Below are 13064 nucleotides of genomic sequence, written 5' to 3'. Positions count from 1 at the left end.
CAGAAGGAGCGGGACGTGTACGGCGATCCGGCGACAGTGCGCAAGATCCTGACGGAGCTCGGGGACACCTGGGCGGTCGTGGGCCTGTCCACGAACGAGGAGCGAGCGGCGTACGGGGTCGCGGGCGTCCTGCAGCGGTACGGAAAGCGCGTCGTCCCGATCCACCCGAAGGCCGAGACGGTGCACGGCGAGAGGGGCTACCCGTCCCTCTCCGCCGTGCCCTTCAAGGTCGATGTCGTCGATGTCTTCCTCAACAGCGCCCTCGCCGGCCAGGCCGCGGAGGAAGCCGTCGCGATCGGCGCCCAGGCGGTCTGGTTCCAACTGGGGGTCATCGACGAGGCGGCGTACGAGCGGGTTCGGGCCGGGGGCCTGGAGATGGTGATGGACCGCTGCCCGGCGATTGAACTCCCGATGCTCTAGCGCTCCGCGGTTCCCCGCGCCCCTGACGGGGCTCGGGGCGCCTACCTCAACCCACCCGCCGCAGCGCCCTCTCCCGGCGCTCCGCCACGCTGGAGCCCGACTCCCTGCGTGCCATCCGGCGCAGCACGATCGGGGCCACCAGGAGACCGAGCACGGCCCAGGTCCCCAGCACTCCGGCCGTCTCCCAGTGTCGCCAGGAGCCGGCGATCTCGATGCCGGCCGCGCTGTCCGGCAGCAGGGCCGAGCGCATGCCGAGGCCCAGCCAGTAGATGGGGAACGCCTGAGCGACCCATTGCAGCCAGTCCGGCATGGCGGTGACCGGGTAGAAGATGCCGGAGATCGCGATCATGCCCAGGACGGGCAGCTGGATCAGGCCTTGGCTGCGCGCGCTGGTGAACACCGAGCCGAGGACCGCGCCGATGGGCAGCGTCGCGACCATGCCGAGGACGAGCACCCAGCTCAGCGTGAGCCAGGAGTCGGGGCCGCCGATCACGAGGCCCTCGATGATCAGGATGCCGGGAATCAGCAGGATCGCGAGGTCGGCGAGCAGGCCGCCGGCCACGGAGACGACCTTGCCGATGAGGTAGCCCGGCATGCCGTTCGGCGTGGCCTTGGCGCGCAGCAGGGTGCCGTCCTCGCGCTCGGCGGTGAGCGCCTGGCTCATGCTGACCATGCCCATCGCCGCGTTCATGCCGAGGATGCTCGGCAGGGCGTGGGTGCCGAGCAGGAGTCCGCTTGTGCCGAACGCCGTGTCCCGCATGAGGAACATGACGGTCAGCATCAGCAGGGGCCAGATCAGGTGGGAGAGCACGTCCCCGCCGTTGGTGAACGACTGCCGCAGTTCGATCAGGCCACGGGCCCAGCCCGCGCGGACCGACACGCTGGTCGCGTTCACCGGGCCACCGCCTTCGCGGTCCCGCGCACCCCACTCGGCTGCGGTACTCCCCGCACCAGCGCGAGGTAGGTGTCCTCCAACGAGGCTCTGCGGACCTCCAGTTGGCCCACGGCGTCGCCGTGTACGCGGAACAGCTCGCGGACGAACGCGGTCGATTCCGGCGTCGCCTTCACGAAGTGCCGCCCGTCGCGCGTCCAGCGCACCTCGTCCTCCCCCGCGATCCGCCGCGCCAGATCCCCCGCCGAACCGTCGGCGATGACGCGTCCCCCGGTGAGGATCATCATGCGGTCGGCGAGCTCGGCCGCCTCGTGCAGGTCGTGCGTCGTGAGCAGGATCGTGGTCGCGTGATCGTCGGCGAGTCGGTGGACGAGCGCGTGGAACTCCTGCCGGGCCTCCGGGTCGAAACCCGCTGTGGGCTCGTCCAGGAACAGCAGTTCAGGGCGGCCGACGATGCCGATCGCCACGTCCAGCCTGCGCCGCTGTCCGCCGGACAACGTCTTGGTCTTCTTGCCCGCGTGCGCGGTCAGGCCAACCGCCGCCATGAGTTCATCGGTGTCCCAGGGCCGCCTGACCGTGCCGGTGGAGTAGGGCGCGTAGTACGTCCCCAGGTGCGCGAGGAGCTCACCCACCCGCCACTTGCCGTGGTCGCGCCAGGACTGCAGAACGACCCCGATACGCGCACGCCATGCCTCGCTGCCGAGCGCCGGGTCCGTTCCGAGCACCCGGACCCGGCCCGCCGAGCGCATGCGGAATCCTTCCAGGATCTCGATGGTGGTGGTCTTGCCCGCCCCGTTCGGCCCGAGCAGGGCGAGCACTTCGCCGTGCCGCGCCCGGAACGTCACATCGCGCAGCACGTCGGCCGTGCCGTAGCGCATGCGCAGCCCCTCGACATCGAGCACCACGTCCTCGCTCGTCGTCGTCACGTCAACTCCTCCCCGTATCCGTGCAGATACCGGCGAAGCTACGTTGCGTTCAATATGCCTTCAATGAATTACTGGGCGAATACGCGCTCCTCGTAAGGGGTTACGGGGATTCATTGCAATGGACTTGCCGATGAACGCAAGGAGGCCGATGCTCGTGCCGGGAGGCAGGCTGACCCACCAGGACCGCCGGCACATCGGCGCGGGCCTCGCCGAGGGGCTCGGGTACGCCGAGATCGCCCGGCGCATCGACAGGCCGACATCGACCATCAGTCGTGAGGTGGCCCGCAACGGCGGGGCCGAGCGGTACCGCGTCGACCACGCCCACCTCACCGCCGGGCGACGGGCCCGCAGGCGCGGGCGGATCCCGCGCCGCGATCCGGCCACGCCTCCCGACGCGTACGGACGCGACCCCGATGCCGTACGCGATGTCGCCGAGCGGCTCGCGGCGCTCATGGTCGAGGCCGGGGTGCCCCGCATGGCCGCGCGGGTGCTCACGCGCCTGATCACCGACGACTCCGGCAGTCTCACCGCCGCGGACCTGGTCCAGCGGCTGCGGGTCAGCCCCGCGTCGGTGTCCCTTGCCGTCGGCTATCTGGAAGGCCTCGGGGTGATCCGCCGCGAGCGGCAGCCCGGTCACCGTCGCGAGCGGTACGTCATCGACGACGACGTCTGGCTCCGGGCGTGGCTGACGAGCGCGCAGCAGCACGCGATGTGGGCACGGACCGCACAGCGAGGAGTCGACGTCCTCGACTCGGCGACGCCCGCGGGGGCCCGGCTCGCCCACATGGGCCGGTTCTTCGAGACCCTCAGCGACGACATGAGCGGCGGCTCCGCAGCCGCCGACGACGCGCTGACCGTGCTGGCCGCGCTGCGGCACGCGGCCGCACCTCTCCCGGCCGACCACCTGGCCGCCGCGCTGGGCTGGCCACCGGCCCGAGTGACCGAAGCCCTGCGCCAGGCCGATCCGGACCGCCTCACACCGGCGCAGGTCCAGGCCCTGGGACAGCCTGGCGCCGGCGGTACCTGAGCTCCCGACGTCGAGTCGGCCGCCCGGCATGACAGCCGGGCGGCCGTGCGGCGTGTCAGGCCGCGGCGCCCGCCAGCGCGGGGCTCTCGGCGTCCCGCAGTCGTTCCATCAGCGAGACGCGGGCCCGCGCCACGCGTGAGCGGACCGTGCCCACCGGACAACCGGTGAGCAGCGCGGCCTCCGCGTAGGGCAGCCCGAGGAGCTGGGTGAGGACGAAAGCCTCACGTCGTTCGTCGGGCAGCGTCGCGAGGAGGTCGGCGAGGACCACGCCGTCGTCGAAGCCGGGCAGGCCCCTCGGCTGGGCCCGCTCCGCGGCGGACTGCCAGTCGTCCGTGTCGCAGAGGCGGGGCCGGGCGGCGGCGTACCGCAGGCTGTCGATCACCGCGCGCCGGGCGATGGACAACAGCCACGTACGGGCGGACGAGCGCCCTTCGAAACGGTGCAGGCTGCCGAGGGCTCGCAGGAACGTGTCCTGCGTCAGGTCGTCGGCGGCCTGCGGGTCGCCGCCGAGGTACGTCACGTACCGGCGGACGTCCCGGTGCAGGGCGCGTACGAAATGCTCGACCGCTTCGGGGTCACCGGCGCGGGCGGCGAGCGCCCAGGCCGTTATCGACTCGTCGGGTGAGCTGGGCAGGGCAGGAATGATCACCTGGTGTCCTTCTCGGGAGTCCGGGACCCGGGACGCGCCGTCCATGCGTGGCTGAGTACGTAGGTGCCTACGTGCGTACATGCCTACGCGCGTACGTGAGTCCGGCGGGTCCGGTGAGGGGGGTACGGCCGCGCGCGAGTGCGTACGACCGATGCCCGAGCCGTACGGCGGCGCGACGTGGCGCGCGGGAACGGCGTCGGGGAACCAGCTGTCAGGCGACAGCGGTCCCGGCGGGCGGGCCCCGAGAGGTGATGGCGTGCACGAGGAGCAACTGCCGCGGCCGGCCCGTCGAACGGTGGCGATGGGGCCGGACGCGGGGCCGGTGGGCGGGTGTGGGCAGCGCGAGCGGCACCCGCAGCGGGGAGATGAGCCATCCGGCGAAGGCACGCGCGACACGGAAGGCCGCGCGTTCGCCGTGCGCCAGCCAGAGGCCGCAGACAAGCGCGGCCAGAAGGTGCGCGGCGAGCATGCCGGTCGGCGACATGCCACTCATGTCGTGGCCGCCGCCCATGTGATCCATGTGCTCCATGGCGGAGCCCATGGAGGACGCGGGCATGGCGGGCATGGGCGTCGTGCCCGCATCGGGCATCGGCGCCGACATGGCCGACCCCTGCCCCCTCCCCATGTCCCCCGCGGAGGCGGCACCCATCGGCGCGGCGCAGAGCATGTGCCGCACCCACCGCCCCACGAGCGGCGCTCCGCCGGAGGGCTGCGCGGCGGCCTGGGCCAGGGAGAACCCCGAGTGCAGCGCGGCCTGCGCGGCCACCGCAAGGGAGACGACCAGGGGCAGCCCCCGCTCGCGCCCGGCAAGCAGCCACGCCGTACCGCCGACTCCGACGGCCCCGGCGCCCAGCGTCCACCAGGGCAGCGGGGTCCCCGACATCATGACGTGCCCCAGGGCAGCGAGCAGCACACAGGCGGCCGCGAACACCGCAGCCCGTACCGCGCGAGAACACCACCCAGCAGTCATGGCGGGGCCATCCTTGCATTCGCGCCACTCCGTTCACGGAGGGGTACGCGAAATCACCCCCGACCGCTCACCCGCACCGGTCATGTGAGCCACGGCACATCAACCCACGGGAACGGGAAGGCCCTGCGCCCCGACCCCTGGGGGGAGGACATCCACGCGGCTGCTCCGGGGGCGCGGACCGGCTCATCGACCGCCGCCGGAGTGCATGTCTCCCATGCCATCGCCACCATGGGCCCCACCGCCACCGTCGGGGCCCTTGTCAGTCCCGGTCCCGGTCCCGGTCCGCTGCGTCCCCGGCGCGACCGGTCCGACGGCCGCCCCCACGGCGTAGGACACCGCGAAGATCACCGCGAGCAGCACGAGGAACCCGCAGAGCAGGGGCAGTTGGGGGCGATCGCCCATCGCCGTTCTCCTGACAGTCGTGAACGCGGCGGCGCGGGACCGTCCCGCCCGCGTCTGTTCAGGAGTCGGCCGCGCAGGAGCCCGAGTTCCCGTGCCGCACGGCACACTTGACCTCAACCAAGCTTCAGGTACGAGCCTGGGCCCATGAACCGGACATCACAAGCAACCACCGAAGCGGCAGCCACCTGGCTGCTCCAGCACGCCCGCCCCATCAACGCCCTTGATCCGCACGCCGGGTTGGACGATCTGCGCCCGCTGGCGGACGCGGTGGCGGGCGCCGAGATCGTCGCGCTCGGCGTGGGGTCCCGCGCCACTCATGAACTGTCCGTCGTCCAGCACCGGATGCTGCGATTCCTGGTCGAGGAGCGGGGGTTCCGTTCGCTCGTCCTCGAAGGGGACGATCCGACGCGGCTCGGCCTCGACGCGTACGTCCTGACCGGGACGGGCGACCCGCAAGCCCTGCTCTCGCAGGCCCGCCCCTTCCTGCGGACCGGTGAGATCCTCGCCGTACTGCGCTGGCTGCGCTCCCACAATGAACGCAACCCGCACGACCCCGTCCAACTGGCCTCGCTGCCCTCGCAGTCGACGCCGCCCACCGCCGGTCTCGCTCAGATCGAGCGGGACGTCGCCGACGACGCGATCCGCTGGCACGAGCGCACCCGGCAGAAGACCGTGTACTGGGGCGGGATCGCGCACACGGCCGTCGGCGCCCCCCGTACGGTCGCGTCCCCCTTTCCCCAGACACACCGCAACGCGGGCGGCCACCTGCGCGAGCGCCTCGGCACCGGCTACGCCTCCGTCGGGCTGACCTTCCACCACGGCACGGACTACCCCGTACCGCCCGCGGATTTCGCCGAAGCGGTGCTCGGCGCGACGGACCTGCCCGCGTACTTCCTCAACCTGCGCGCGCCGCGCCGCGGGCCCCTCGACGCCTGGCTCGGCGCCCCCGTCAAGACCCGCATCGTCGGCCCGTTCTACGACGCCCGCGAGGACGCGGACCACCATCTGTCCGGTAACTCACTCGCGGAGTGGTTCGACGCCGTGGTGCATGTCCGCGAGGTGACACCGGCCAGGGCTCTCGGCGGTTCCTGAGGACCACCGCGCCGCGGCTCGGACGTGTCAGACATGAGCGGGCAGCTCATGGGCCCCGATGGCCGCTTGGGCCTGCGCCGCCAGCGCTCGTCGGTCGGAGCCGCGCAGCGGGGCGTGGGGGGTGACCCGTACGGTCAGGCCCCGGGCGCGGGCCACGCGGTGCAGCGAGGCGCCGAAGGTCTCATCGCCCAGGAAGGCCGCCGTGGTGCTGCGCGTGCCGTGCCGGAAGTAGCGGATGGTCACCGGGCGCACGGGAGCGCCCGCGTCGGCCGCCGCCTGGAACGTGGCCCGCCGGAAGCGGCCGCCGGCGACGGAGCACCAGGTCGTGGCCTGCGGGAAGACGAGGACGGAACGGCCCGAGCGCAGGGTCGACGCCACCTCGGCGACCACGTGGGGCAGTTGGCGCATCCCGTCGCGGTCGATGAACTGGGTCCCGGCCCGCCGGGCGAGCGCGCCGATGACCGGCCACTGGCCCACCTCCCGTTTGGCGAGGACGGTCACGGGCTCGACGGCGAGAAGGCTGACGACGTCGAGCCAGGAGATGTGGTTGGCGACGATCAGGGTGCCGGGGCGGGAACCGGTGACCGTCAGCCTCTCCGGCTCCGCCTCGAGCCGTACGCCGAGCGCACTCAGGATCCCGCGGGCTCGCGCCCGCAGCGCGCGGGGTTCGGCGAGCCGCTCGCCCTGGGCGACGCCGATGCCGATCCCGTACGCCAACACGGCGTACCGGCGTGCCATCTCGGCCGGTGGCACCTCCGGCGCCGAGCGTGTGACGCAGGCCGGGGTGCACAGCGCCGCCGGGGCTGCCGCGGGGCTCATGGCGTCTGCCCCAGGAAGTAGCGGCGGTAGCGGTCGTCGAGCCGGTCCATGTCGAGGAGGACGAAGAAGTCGGCGACATCGAACTCGGGGTCGTGCGTGGGCGCCCCGCACATCCACGCACCGAGGCGCAGGTACCCCCTCAGCAGCGGCGGCAGGTCGGCGTAGGAGGGCCGCTCCACCGTCGGCGCGGTGGGCACCCAGGGGCGTCGGGGATGCACCCGGAGCCCGGGCGGCGACGCGTGCTTGGAGGTGCCGATCAACCAGGCGCTGGACGCCGCCTTGCCACCGTCGGCCAGCGGCACCGAGGCACAGCCCGCCAGGTAGCGGTGACCGGAGAGCAGGACGTAGCGGGCGAGCGCCGACCACATCAGGTTGATCACCGCGCCGGAGCGGTGGTCGGGGTGCACGCAGGAGCGGCCCGCCTCGATCGTGGAGGACCGCAGCCCTTCGAGCGCGCGCAGGTCGAACTCGCTGTCGGAATAGGACCGCCCAGCCCGCCCCGGCGGGAGCAGACGGTAGGTCCCGACGACCTCGCCGGTGGCGGTGTCGGTGACGATCAGATGGTCCGCGAGGTCGTCGTAGGCGTCCATGTCGTGGCCGGGCAGGGAGGTGTGGAGCGTGGCGCCCATCTCCTCGCCGAAGACGCGGTACCGCAGCCGCTGGGCGGCCCGGATCTGCTCCTCGGAGTCGGCGATGGAGGTGACGTACGCGGTGGGGACGGGGGGAGCAGAGGGCGTCAAGGGGGTGGCGGATGTCGAGGGCATGACAGGTCCGGTCTCCGTTCGGGGAGTTCGGCCATGGGGGGCTCGGGCGTCTCGGCGCCGGAGGATCACCGTGGCCGGGATCAGGGAGGCTGCCGTCCAGGCCGCCAGGAGCAGCAGCCCGGTGGCGGGGCCGTAGAGGTCTGCCTCGCCGGTGAGGAACTGCGTGCCCGCCGCCTGAGGCAGGAACTGCGCCAGGTTCGTGAGGAAGTCGAGGGGAATCGATGGGAGGATCGTCGGCACGATGAGCAGCAGCACGAACAGCACGGTGATAGCCCCGGCTGAACTGCGCACGATGGCTGCGAGGCCGATGGTCAGGACACTCATGAGCATCAGGTGAACGGCGATCGCGAACACCCGACCCGCCACCTGCCCGAAGTCGGAGGTCGACTCCTCCATGGCCGCCGCGCCCGCCACGGTCCCGAGCGCCGCGAGCACGAGCCCGACGGCGCATACGACGGCCCCCGCCGTGAGGCTCTTGGCGATCGTCAGGCGTACGCGGTCCGACGGCCGGGGAGCCGCGCGAGGCAGTGGAGTCCCGGCTGCCGAGGCTCACCAGGGACGGGCCACCCGGACGGTGCGCCCGCGACGCCGCGCGGCCAGGGCTGCGCGTACTACAGCACGCGCTTCATGTCGGGGGACGGCTACCGTCTCTGCTTCGCCGACGACCGACTCGTGTCCAAGGCGGTCATCGGCGAGGGAGATTGAACGGAAGGCGTGGTTCCTGTGTGACCGTGCAGACTCAGGCAGCACCCGCGAACGAAAGGCAGTCATGGCGACGACGCACCACCAACCGGCCGGTCACCTCCCTCTGGAGGGCATCACCGTCGTCAGCCTGGAGCAGGCCGTCGCCGCTCCCTTCGCGACCCGCCAGCTGGCCGACCTCGGCGCCCGCGTGATCAAGGTCGAGCGCCCCGGCGGCGGCGACTTCGCCCGCCGCTACGACACCACGGTGCACGGCCAGGCCAGCTACTTCGTCTGGCTCAACCGCTCCAAGGAGTCCCTCACCCTGGACCTCAAGTCCGATGAGGGCGTGGCGATCCTGCACGAACTCCTCGCGGGCACCGACGTGTTCGTGCAGAACCTCGCCCCCGGCGCCGCCGGCCGCCTCGGCCTCGGCCCGGACGAACTCCAGTCGCGCTACCCCTCGTTGATCCCCTGCACCGTCAGTGGATACGGCACGAGCGGCTCCTGGGCGGGCCGGAAGGCGTACGACCTGCTGGTGCAGTGCCAGACCGGGCTGCTCTCGCTGACCGGCACGCCGGACGAGGCGGTGCGGGCGGGGATCTCGGTCGCGGACATCGCGGGCGGCATGTACGCCTACAGCGGCGTCCTCTCCGCGCTCTTCACCCGGGCGACCACCGGGCGCGCACCCGCCGTCGAGGTCTCGCTCTTCGACGCGCTCGCCGAGTGGATGAGCCAGCCCGCCTACTACACGCGATACGGCGGCACCCAGCCGCCCCGCGTCGGCGCCCGGCACGCGACGGTCGCGCCCTACGGCCCGTTCACCGCGTCCGACGGCAAGGACGTCCTGCTGTCCGTGCAGAACGAGCGCGAGTGGGCGGCTCTGTGCGAGCAGGTCGTCGGGCGGCCCGAGTTGACCGACGACCCGAGGTTCACCACCGGTTCCGATCGCGTCGCGCACCGCGACGAACTCGACGCGATCATCTCCGCGCGCTTCGCCGAACTCGGCAGCGACGAGGCGATGGAGCTGCTCGACCGCGCCAACATCGCCAACGCGGGCGTCAATTCGGTCGCCGAGTTCCTCGACCACCCGGCGCTCACCGAGCGCGACCGCTGGCGGGAGGTCGCGATTCCGGGCGGCCCGGCCCCCGTTCAGGCGCTGGTGCCGCCCGCGAATCTGAGCGGCGTCGCGCCACGCATGGATCCGGTGCCGGCCGCCGGCGAGCACACCGACCGGATCCTGGGGGAGCTGGGGCGCGGCCCGGACGATATCGCCCGGCTGCGCGCGGCGGGCGTCTGCCGGTGAACGGCGCGTGAGTCCCGCCCGCGTCAGGCGGCGACGCCGAGCCCTTCGAGTACGACCGCGTTGGGCAGCTCGGCGAACGCCTTGCCCGGCACGATGAGCTTGCCCCGGCGGCTGCCGCTGCCGATCAGGACGTACGGCAGATCGACGACGGCGGCGTCCACGAGCAGCGGCCAGTCGGCGGGCAGGCCGATCGGCGTGATGCCGCCGTACTCCATGCCGGTCTCGCCGGTCGCCGTGTCCATCGGGGCGAACGAGGCCTTGCGGGCGCCGAGTTGGCGGCGCACGGCGCCGTTCACATCGACGCGGGTGGTGGACAGGACCAGGCACGCGGCGAGCGAGGCCTCGCCGCCGCGCTTGCCCGCGACGACGACGCAGTTCGCGGACTGCTCCAGGATGTCCCGGCCGTAGTGCTCCACGAAGGTGGCGGTGTCGGCCCACCGCGGGTCGGTGTCGACGTGGAGTACCTGCTCGGCGAGCTCGGTCCCGTTCCATCCGCGCACGGCTTCGGCGACCGGCGCGACCAGGAGGTCGATGGCCTCGGGCGCGGGGCGGACGTCGTCGAAATCTCCCATGGGTGCACGCATGGCCGCACGCTAACAGGCTCGGGCAGGGGTCGGTCGGCCAGGAGTCGGCAGGAGTCAGTACGACGAGGCGTGCGCCGGGGGCACCGACACCGACATGGTCATCTCGACCGGCCCGGCACCCTTGTTGTGATAGCCGTGCCCCACGTTCGCCTCGAACGACGCGGCCGACCCGGCGGGCACGAGATGCTCCACGCCGTCCACCAAGAGCGTCAGTTCGCCGGCGGCCACGTGCAGCAGCTCCATGGTCCCGGGCGGGTGCGGGTCCGAGTCGCTGCCCTCGCCGGGCATCAGCTTCCACGCCCACAGCTCGAAGGGGCCGCGCGCCTCGGTCCCGACGAGCAGCGTCGTGCTGCTGCCCGCCTCCGTGGACCACATCCGCACCGCCTGCTCCGGCGGCACGAGCCGGACGTGGGAACCCTGTTCGTAGTCGAGGAGCGTGGTGATGCTGACACCGAGGGCGTCGGCCAGCTTGACCGTTATGCCGACGCTCGGGTTGGTCCTGGCCTGCTCGATCTGGATGATCATGCCGCGGCTGACGCCCGCGCGGGCCGCGAGCGCGTCGAGCGTGAAGCCCCGTTCCGAGCGCCAGCGCTTGAGGTTGCGGGCGAGGGACTGGGTGAGCTGATCGAGATCCGACACATTCCGTCCATTATTTTGGATGACAGAGTTCAGGATATTGAACTACGGTGTGGTGCACCTAAAGGTTCACCACACTGTACTGCGAGGATCTTCGATGACAGCACTGTTCGCTCTGGCCACCAGCCTGATGTACGGGTTGGCCGACTTCGGCGGCGGACTGCTGACGCGACGCCTCCCCGCGCTCACCGTCGTCGTCGCCTCGCAGACCATCGCCGTGATCGTCCTCGGCGTGATCGTGGTCGCCACGGGCGGCTGGACGGAGTGGGGACCGCAGCTGTGGTTCGCGGTGGCGGCGGGCCTGCTCGGCCCGGTGGCGATGCTCGCCTTCTACAAGGCCCTGGCCATCGGCCCGATGAGCGTCGTCTCGCCGCTCGCCTCCGTGGGCGTCGTCGTGCCGGTGGCGGTGGGTCTCTTCCTGGGCGAGCGGCCGGGGGTTCCGCAGTTCGCCGGGCTCACTGTCGCCATCGTGGGCATCGTGCTCGCGGGCGGCCCCGAACTGCGCGGCGCCCCCGTGCAGCGGCAGGCGGTGCTGCTCACCCTGCTCGCGGCCTTCGGATTCGGGGCGGTCCTCGCCCTCATCTCCGAGGCGTCGAGCAACCTGACCGGTCTGTTCCTCGCCCTGTTCGTGCAGCGCGTGACGAACGTGGCCGCGGGCGGGGCGGCGCTGTTCGTCTCCGTGAGGCGGGGCGGCGCCGCACTCCCCGAGGGCACGGGCTTGGGCCTGCTCTGGGCGGCGCTCCCGGCGCTCGCCTTCGTCGGCCTGGCCGACGTAGCGGCCAACGGCACGTACTCGATAGCCGCCCAGAACGGCCCCGTCACCCTGGCCGCGGTGCTCTCCTCGACCTACCCGGTGATCACCGCGCTCGCCGCACGGGCGGTGCTGAAGGAACGGCTGCGGGGGGTGCAGGCGGCGGGAGCGGGGCTGGCCTTGGTGGGCACGGTGTTGCTGGCGAGCTGAGCAACGCCCCGGCTGAGCGCCCCAAAGGGGCGCGGGGAACTGCGCGACAAGCCACGACGCACCCGCAGCCGAGGAAGACAGCGAACTACCCCTCCAACTCCCCCAGAGCAAGCAGCTGTTCCGGCGTGACCCCGTCAGGAATAGGCACAGGCGCAGGCGTCCGCAAGGGCGGCTGCCACCCGGCCTCGGGGTCCCACGTCCGCACGACACGAGCGGGGGCTCCCGCGACCACCGCGTGGTCAGGGACGTCACCCCTGACAACCGCACCCGCGGCGACCACGACATTGCGCCCCAGCCTCGCCCCCGGCAGGATCACCGCGTTCGTGCCGATCCAGCAGCCTGGCCCGATCTCGACGGGCTCCATGCGCGGCCACTGTTTGCCGATGGGCACCTGCGGATCGTCGTACGAGTGGTTCGTGGACGTCACGTACACCGTGGGCCCGAAGTAGCAGTCGTCGCCGATCGTCACGGTGGTGTCGGCGATGACGTGGCTGCCGCGGCCGAGCACGACGCCGTTGCCGATGCGCAGGATCGGGTCGGGCCCGAGGTCCAGGTCGGGCATCATCCCGGCGGTGAGGGTGACCTGCTCGCCGATGATGCAGTGGTCGCCGATGCGGATCCACGGCTCGCCGAAGACGGTCCCCTGCGGGAAGGACAGCTTCGTGCCCTGTCCGATCGCGCCGAACCGCAGCCGCCCCGGCCGCTGCGCGGTGACGGCCCCCGTCCGCTGCACCCAGGCCCAGCCCGCGTGGACGGCGCGCTGGGTCGCGCGGCGCCGCCAGTCGGCGACCCCGGATGAGAACGTGTTCCTGTTCTTCGGCACGCGCTCACGTTACTCAGCCCCGGGCGCCCCGGTGAGCCCGTACCCCTGTGATCTTCACCCCACAGGGCAGCGGGCCCGCCCCCGTCCCGTACGGTTCCGCCAGGCGCGAGAC

General features: G+C 72.3%; 15 protein-coding genes. 5 read left to right on the top strand and 10 right to left on the bottom strand.

The genetic code is table 11. The annotated features are described in order from the left end of the window. Nucleotides 1–15 precede the first annotated feature (15 nt). Complete coding sequence (locus ACZ5WE_RS29100; protein WP_467693347.1) at nt 16–420, top strand: CoA-binding protein; 405 nt, start codon at nt 16–18, stop codon at nt 418–420. A 46-nt stretch (nt 421–466) separates the two neighbouring features. On the opposite strand, the gene ACZ5WE_RS29095 is transcribed toward ACZ5WE_RS29100, so the two are convergent. Together ACZ5WE_RS29095 and ACZ5WE_RS29090 are read right to left on the bottom strand one after the other, a co-directional pair. Further along, nucleotides 467–1315, bottom strand: coding sequence for an ABC transporter permease (locus ACZ5WE_RS29095; protein ID WP_467693345.1), 849 nt, complete (start codon nt 1313–1315; stop codon nt 467–469). Continuing rightward, the gene (locus tag ACZ5WE_RS29090; RefSeq protein WP_467693609.1) at nt 1312–2190 is read right to left on the bottom strand and encodes an ABC transporter ATP-binding protein; all 879 of its coding nucleotides are present in this window, start codon (nt 2188–2190) and stop codon (nt 1312–1314) included. Before ACZ5WE_RS29090 ends, ACZ5WE_RS29095 begins: the two co-directional genes overlap by 4 nt. Nucleotides 2191–2386: 196 nt before the next feature. Here ACZ5WE_RS29090 and ACZ5WE_RS29085 point away from each other — a divergent pair, with 196 nt between their 5' ends. Continuing rightward, nucleotides 2387–3265: a GbsR/MarR family transcriptional regulator gene (locus ACZ5WE_RS29085; RefSeq protein ID WP_467693344.1), complete on the top strand. Its 879-nt coding sequence runs from the start codon at nt 2387–2389 to the stop codon at nt 3263–3265. Between the two features lie 55 nt (nt 3266–3320). Here the strand turns inward: ACZ5WE_RS29085 and ACZ5WE_RS29080 are convergent, their stop codons facing one another. From ACZ5WE_RS29080 to ACZ5WE_RS29070, 3 genes are all read right to left on the bottom strand, one after another. Then, nucleotides 3321–3914 (bottom strand): sigma-70 family RNA polymerase sigma factor, encoded by a 594-nt coding sequence (locus ACZ5WE_RS29080; RefSeq protein WP_467693342.1) that lies wholly within the window; start codon nt 3912–3914, stop codon nt 3321–3323. A gap of 211 nt (nt 3915–4125) precedes the next feature. Next, nucleotides 4126–4884 (bottom strand): hypothetical protein, encoded by a 759-nt coding sequence (locus tag ACZ5WE_RS29075; protein ID WP_467693341.1) that lies wholly within the window; start codon nt 4882–4884, stop codon nt 4126–4128. Nucleotides 4885–5067: 183 nt separating this feature from the next. Next, nucleotides 5068–5286, bottom strand: a complete 219-nt coding sequence (locus ACZ5WE_RS29070) for a hypothetical protein (RefSeq protein WP_467693340.1) — start codon at nt 5284–5286, stop codon at nt 5068–5070. 144 nt (nt 5287–5430) lie between these two features. Between ACZ5WE_RS29070 and ACZ5WE_RS29065 the strand changes: the two genes are divergently transcribed. Next, a complete protein-coding gene (locus ACZ5WE_RS29065; RefSeq protein WP_467693338.1) occupies nt 5431–6378 on the top strand; it encodes an erythromycin esterase family protein in 948 nt (315 codons plus the stop codon). Between the two features lie 27 nt (nt 6379–6405). Here the strand turns inward: ACZ5WE_RS29065 and ACZ5WE_RS29060 are convergent, their stop codons facing one another. After that, nucleotides 6406–7197 carry a lysophospholipid acyltransferase family protein gene (locus ACZ5WE_RS29060; RefSeq protein WP_467693337.1) on the bottom strand — a complete coding sequence of 264 codons (792 nt, stop codon included), beginning with the start codon at nt 7195–7197 and terminating at the stop codon, nt 6406–6408. Further along, nucleotides 7194–7961, bottom strand: coding sequence for a GNAT family N-acetyltransferase (locus ACZ5WE_RS29055; protein ID WP_467693607.1), 768 nt, complete (start codon nt 7959–7961; stop codon nt 7194–7196). The genes ACZ5WE_RS29060 and ACZ5WE_RS29055 overlap by 4 nt, the downstream gene beginning before the upstream one ends. A 769-nt stretch (nt 7962–8730) precedes the next feature. Here ACZ5WE_RS29055 and ACZ5WE_RS29050 point away from each other — a divergent pair. Beyond that, complete coding sequence (locus ACZ5WE_RS29050) at nt 8731–9948, top strand: CaiB/BaiF CoA transferase family protein (protein WP_467693336.1); 1218 nt, start codon at nt 8731–8733, stop codon at nt 9946–9948. 23 nt (nt 9949–9971) lie between these two features. Here the strand turns inward: ACZ5WE_RS29050 and ACZ5WE_RS29045 are convergent, their stop codons facing one another. Beyond that, nucleotides 9972–10532 carry a YbaK/EbsC family protein gene (locus tag ACZ5WE_RS29045; protein WP_467693334.1) on the bottom strand — a complete coding sequence of 187 codons (561 nt, stop codon included), beginning with the start codon at nt 10530–10532 and terminating at the stop codon, nt 9972–9974. A gap of 54 nt (nt 10533–10586) precedes the next feature. Then, a complete protein-coding gene (locus tag ACZ5WE_RS29040; protein WP_467693332.1) occupies nt 10587–11171 on the bottom strand; it encodes an XRE family transcriptional regulator in 585 nt (194 codons plus the stop codon). Nucleotides 11172–11265: 94 nt separating this feature from the next. On the opposite strand from ACZ5WE_RS29040, the gene ACZ5WE_RS29035 reads away from it, so the two are divergent. Further along, nucleotides 11266–12129, top strand: a complete 864-nt coding sequence (locus ACZ5WE_RS29035; protein WP_467693330.1) for an EamA family transporter — start codon at nt 11266–11268, stop codon at nt 12127–12129. 85 nt (nt 12130–12214) lie between these two features. On the opposite strand, the gene ACZ5WE_RS29030 is transcribed toward ACZ5WE_RS29035, so the two are convergent. Then, a complete protein-coding gene (locus ACZ5WE_RS29030; protein WP_367039596.1) occupies nt 12215–12952 on the bottom strand; it encodes an acyltransferase in 738 nt (245 codons plus the stop codon). Between the last annotated feature and the right edge of the window lie 112 nt (nt 12953–13064).

Source organism: Streptomyces sp. NPDC033180, assembly GCF_055577645.1.
Note: the sequence above shows the minus strand (reverse complement) of the source record. Positions and strands in the feature narration are given on the sequence as shown.

Excerpts from the sequence above, each read along its gene's own strand:
- ACZ5WE_RS29050 (WP_467693336.1), top strand. The coding sequence starts at position 8,731 with ATGGCGACGACGCACCACCAACCGGCCGGTCACCTCCCTCTGGAGGGC.
- ACZ5WE_RS29060 (WP_467693337.1), bottom strand. The coding sequence starts at position 7,197 with ATGAGCCCCGCGGCAGCCCCGGCGGCGCTGTGCACCCCGGCCTGCGTC.
- ACZ5WE_RS29075 (WP_467693341.1), bottom strand. The coding sequence starts at position 4,884 with ATGACTGCTGGGTGGTGTTCTCGCGCGGTACGGGCTGCGGTGTTCGCG.
- ACZ5WE_RS29070 (WP_467693340.1), bottom strand. The coding sequence starts at position 5,286 with ATGGGCGATCGCCCCCAACTGCCCCTGCTCTGCGGGTTCCTCGTGCTG.
- ACZ5WE_RS29090 (WP_467693609.1), bottom strand. The coding sequence starts at position 2,190 with ATGCGCTACGGCACGGCCGACGTGCTGCGCGATGTGACGTTCCGGGCG.
- ACZ5WE_RS29045 (WP_467693334.1), bottom strand. The coding sequence starts at position 10,532 with ATGCGTGCACCCATGGGAGATTTCGACGACGTCCGCCCCGCGCCCGAG.
- ACZ5WE_RS29085 (WP_467693344.1), top strand. The coding sequence starts at position 2,387 with ATGCTCGTGCCGGGAGGCAGGCTGACCCACCAGGACCGCCGGCACATC.
- ACZ5WE_RS29055 (WP_467693607.1), bottom strand. The coding sequence starts at position 7,961 with ATGCCCTCGACATCCGCCACCCCCTTGACGCCCTCTGCTCCCCCCGTC.
- ACZ5WE_RS29065 (WP_467693338.1), top strand. The coding sequence starts at position 5,431 with ATGAACCGGACATCACAAGCAACCACCGAAGCGGCAGCCACCTGGCTG.
- ACZ5WE_RS29035 (WP_467693330.1), top strand. The coding sequence starts at position 11,266 with ATGACAGCACTGTTCGCTCTGGCCACCAGCCTGATGTACGGGTTGGCC.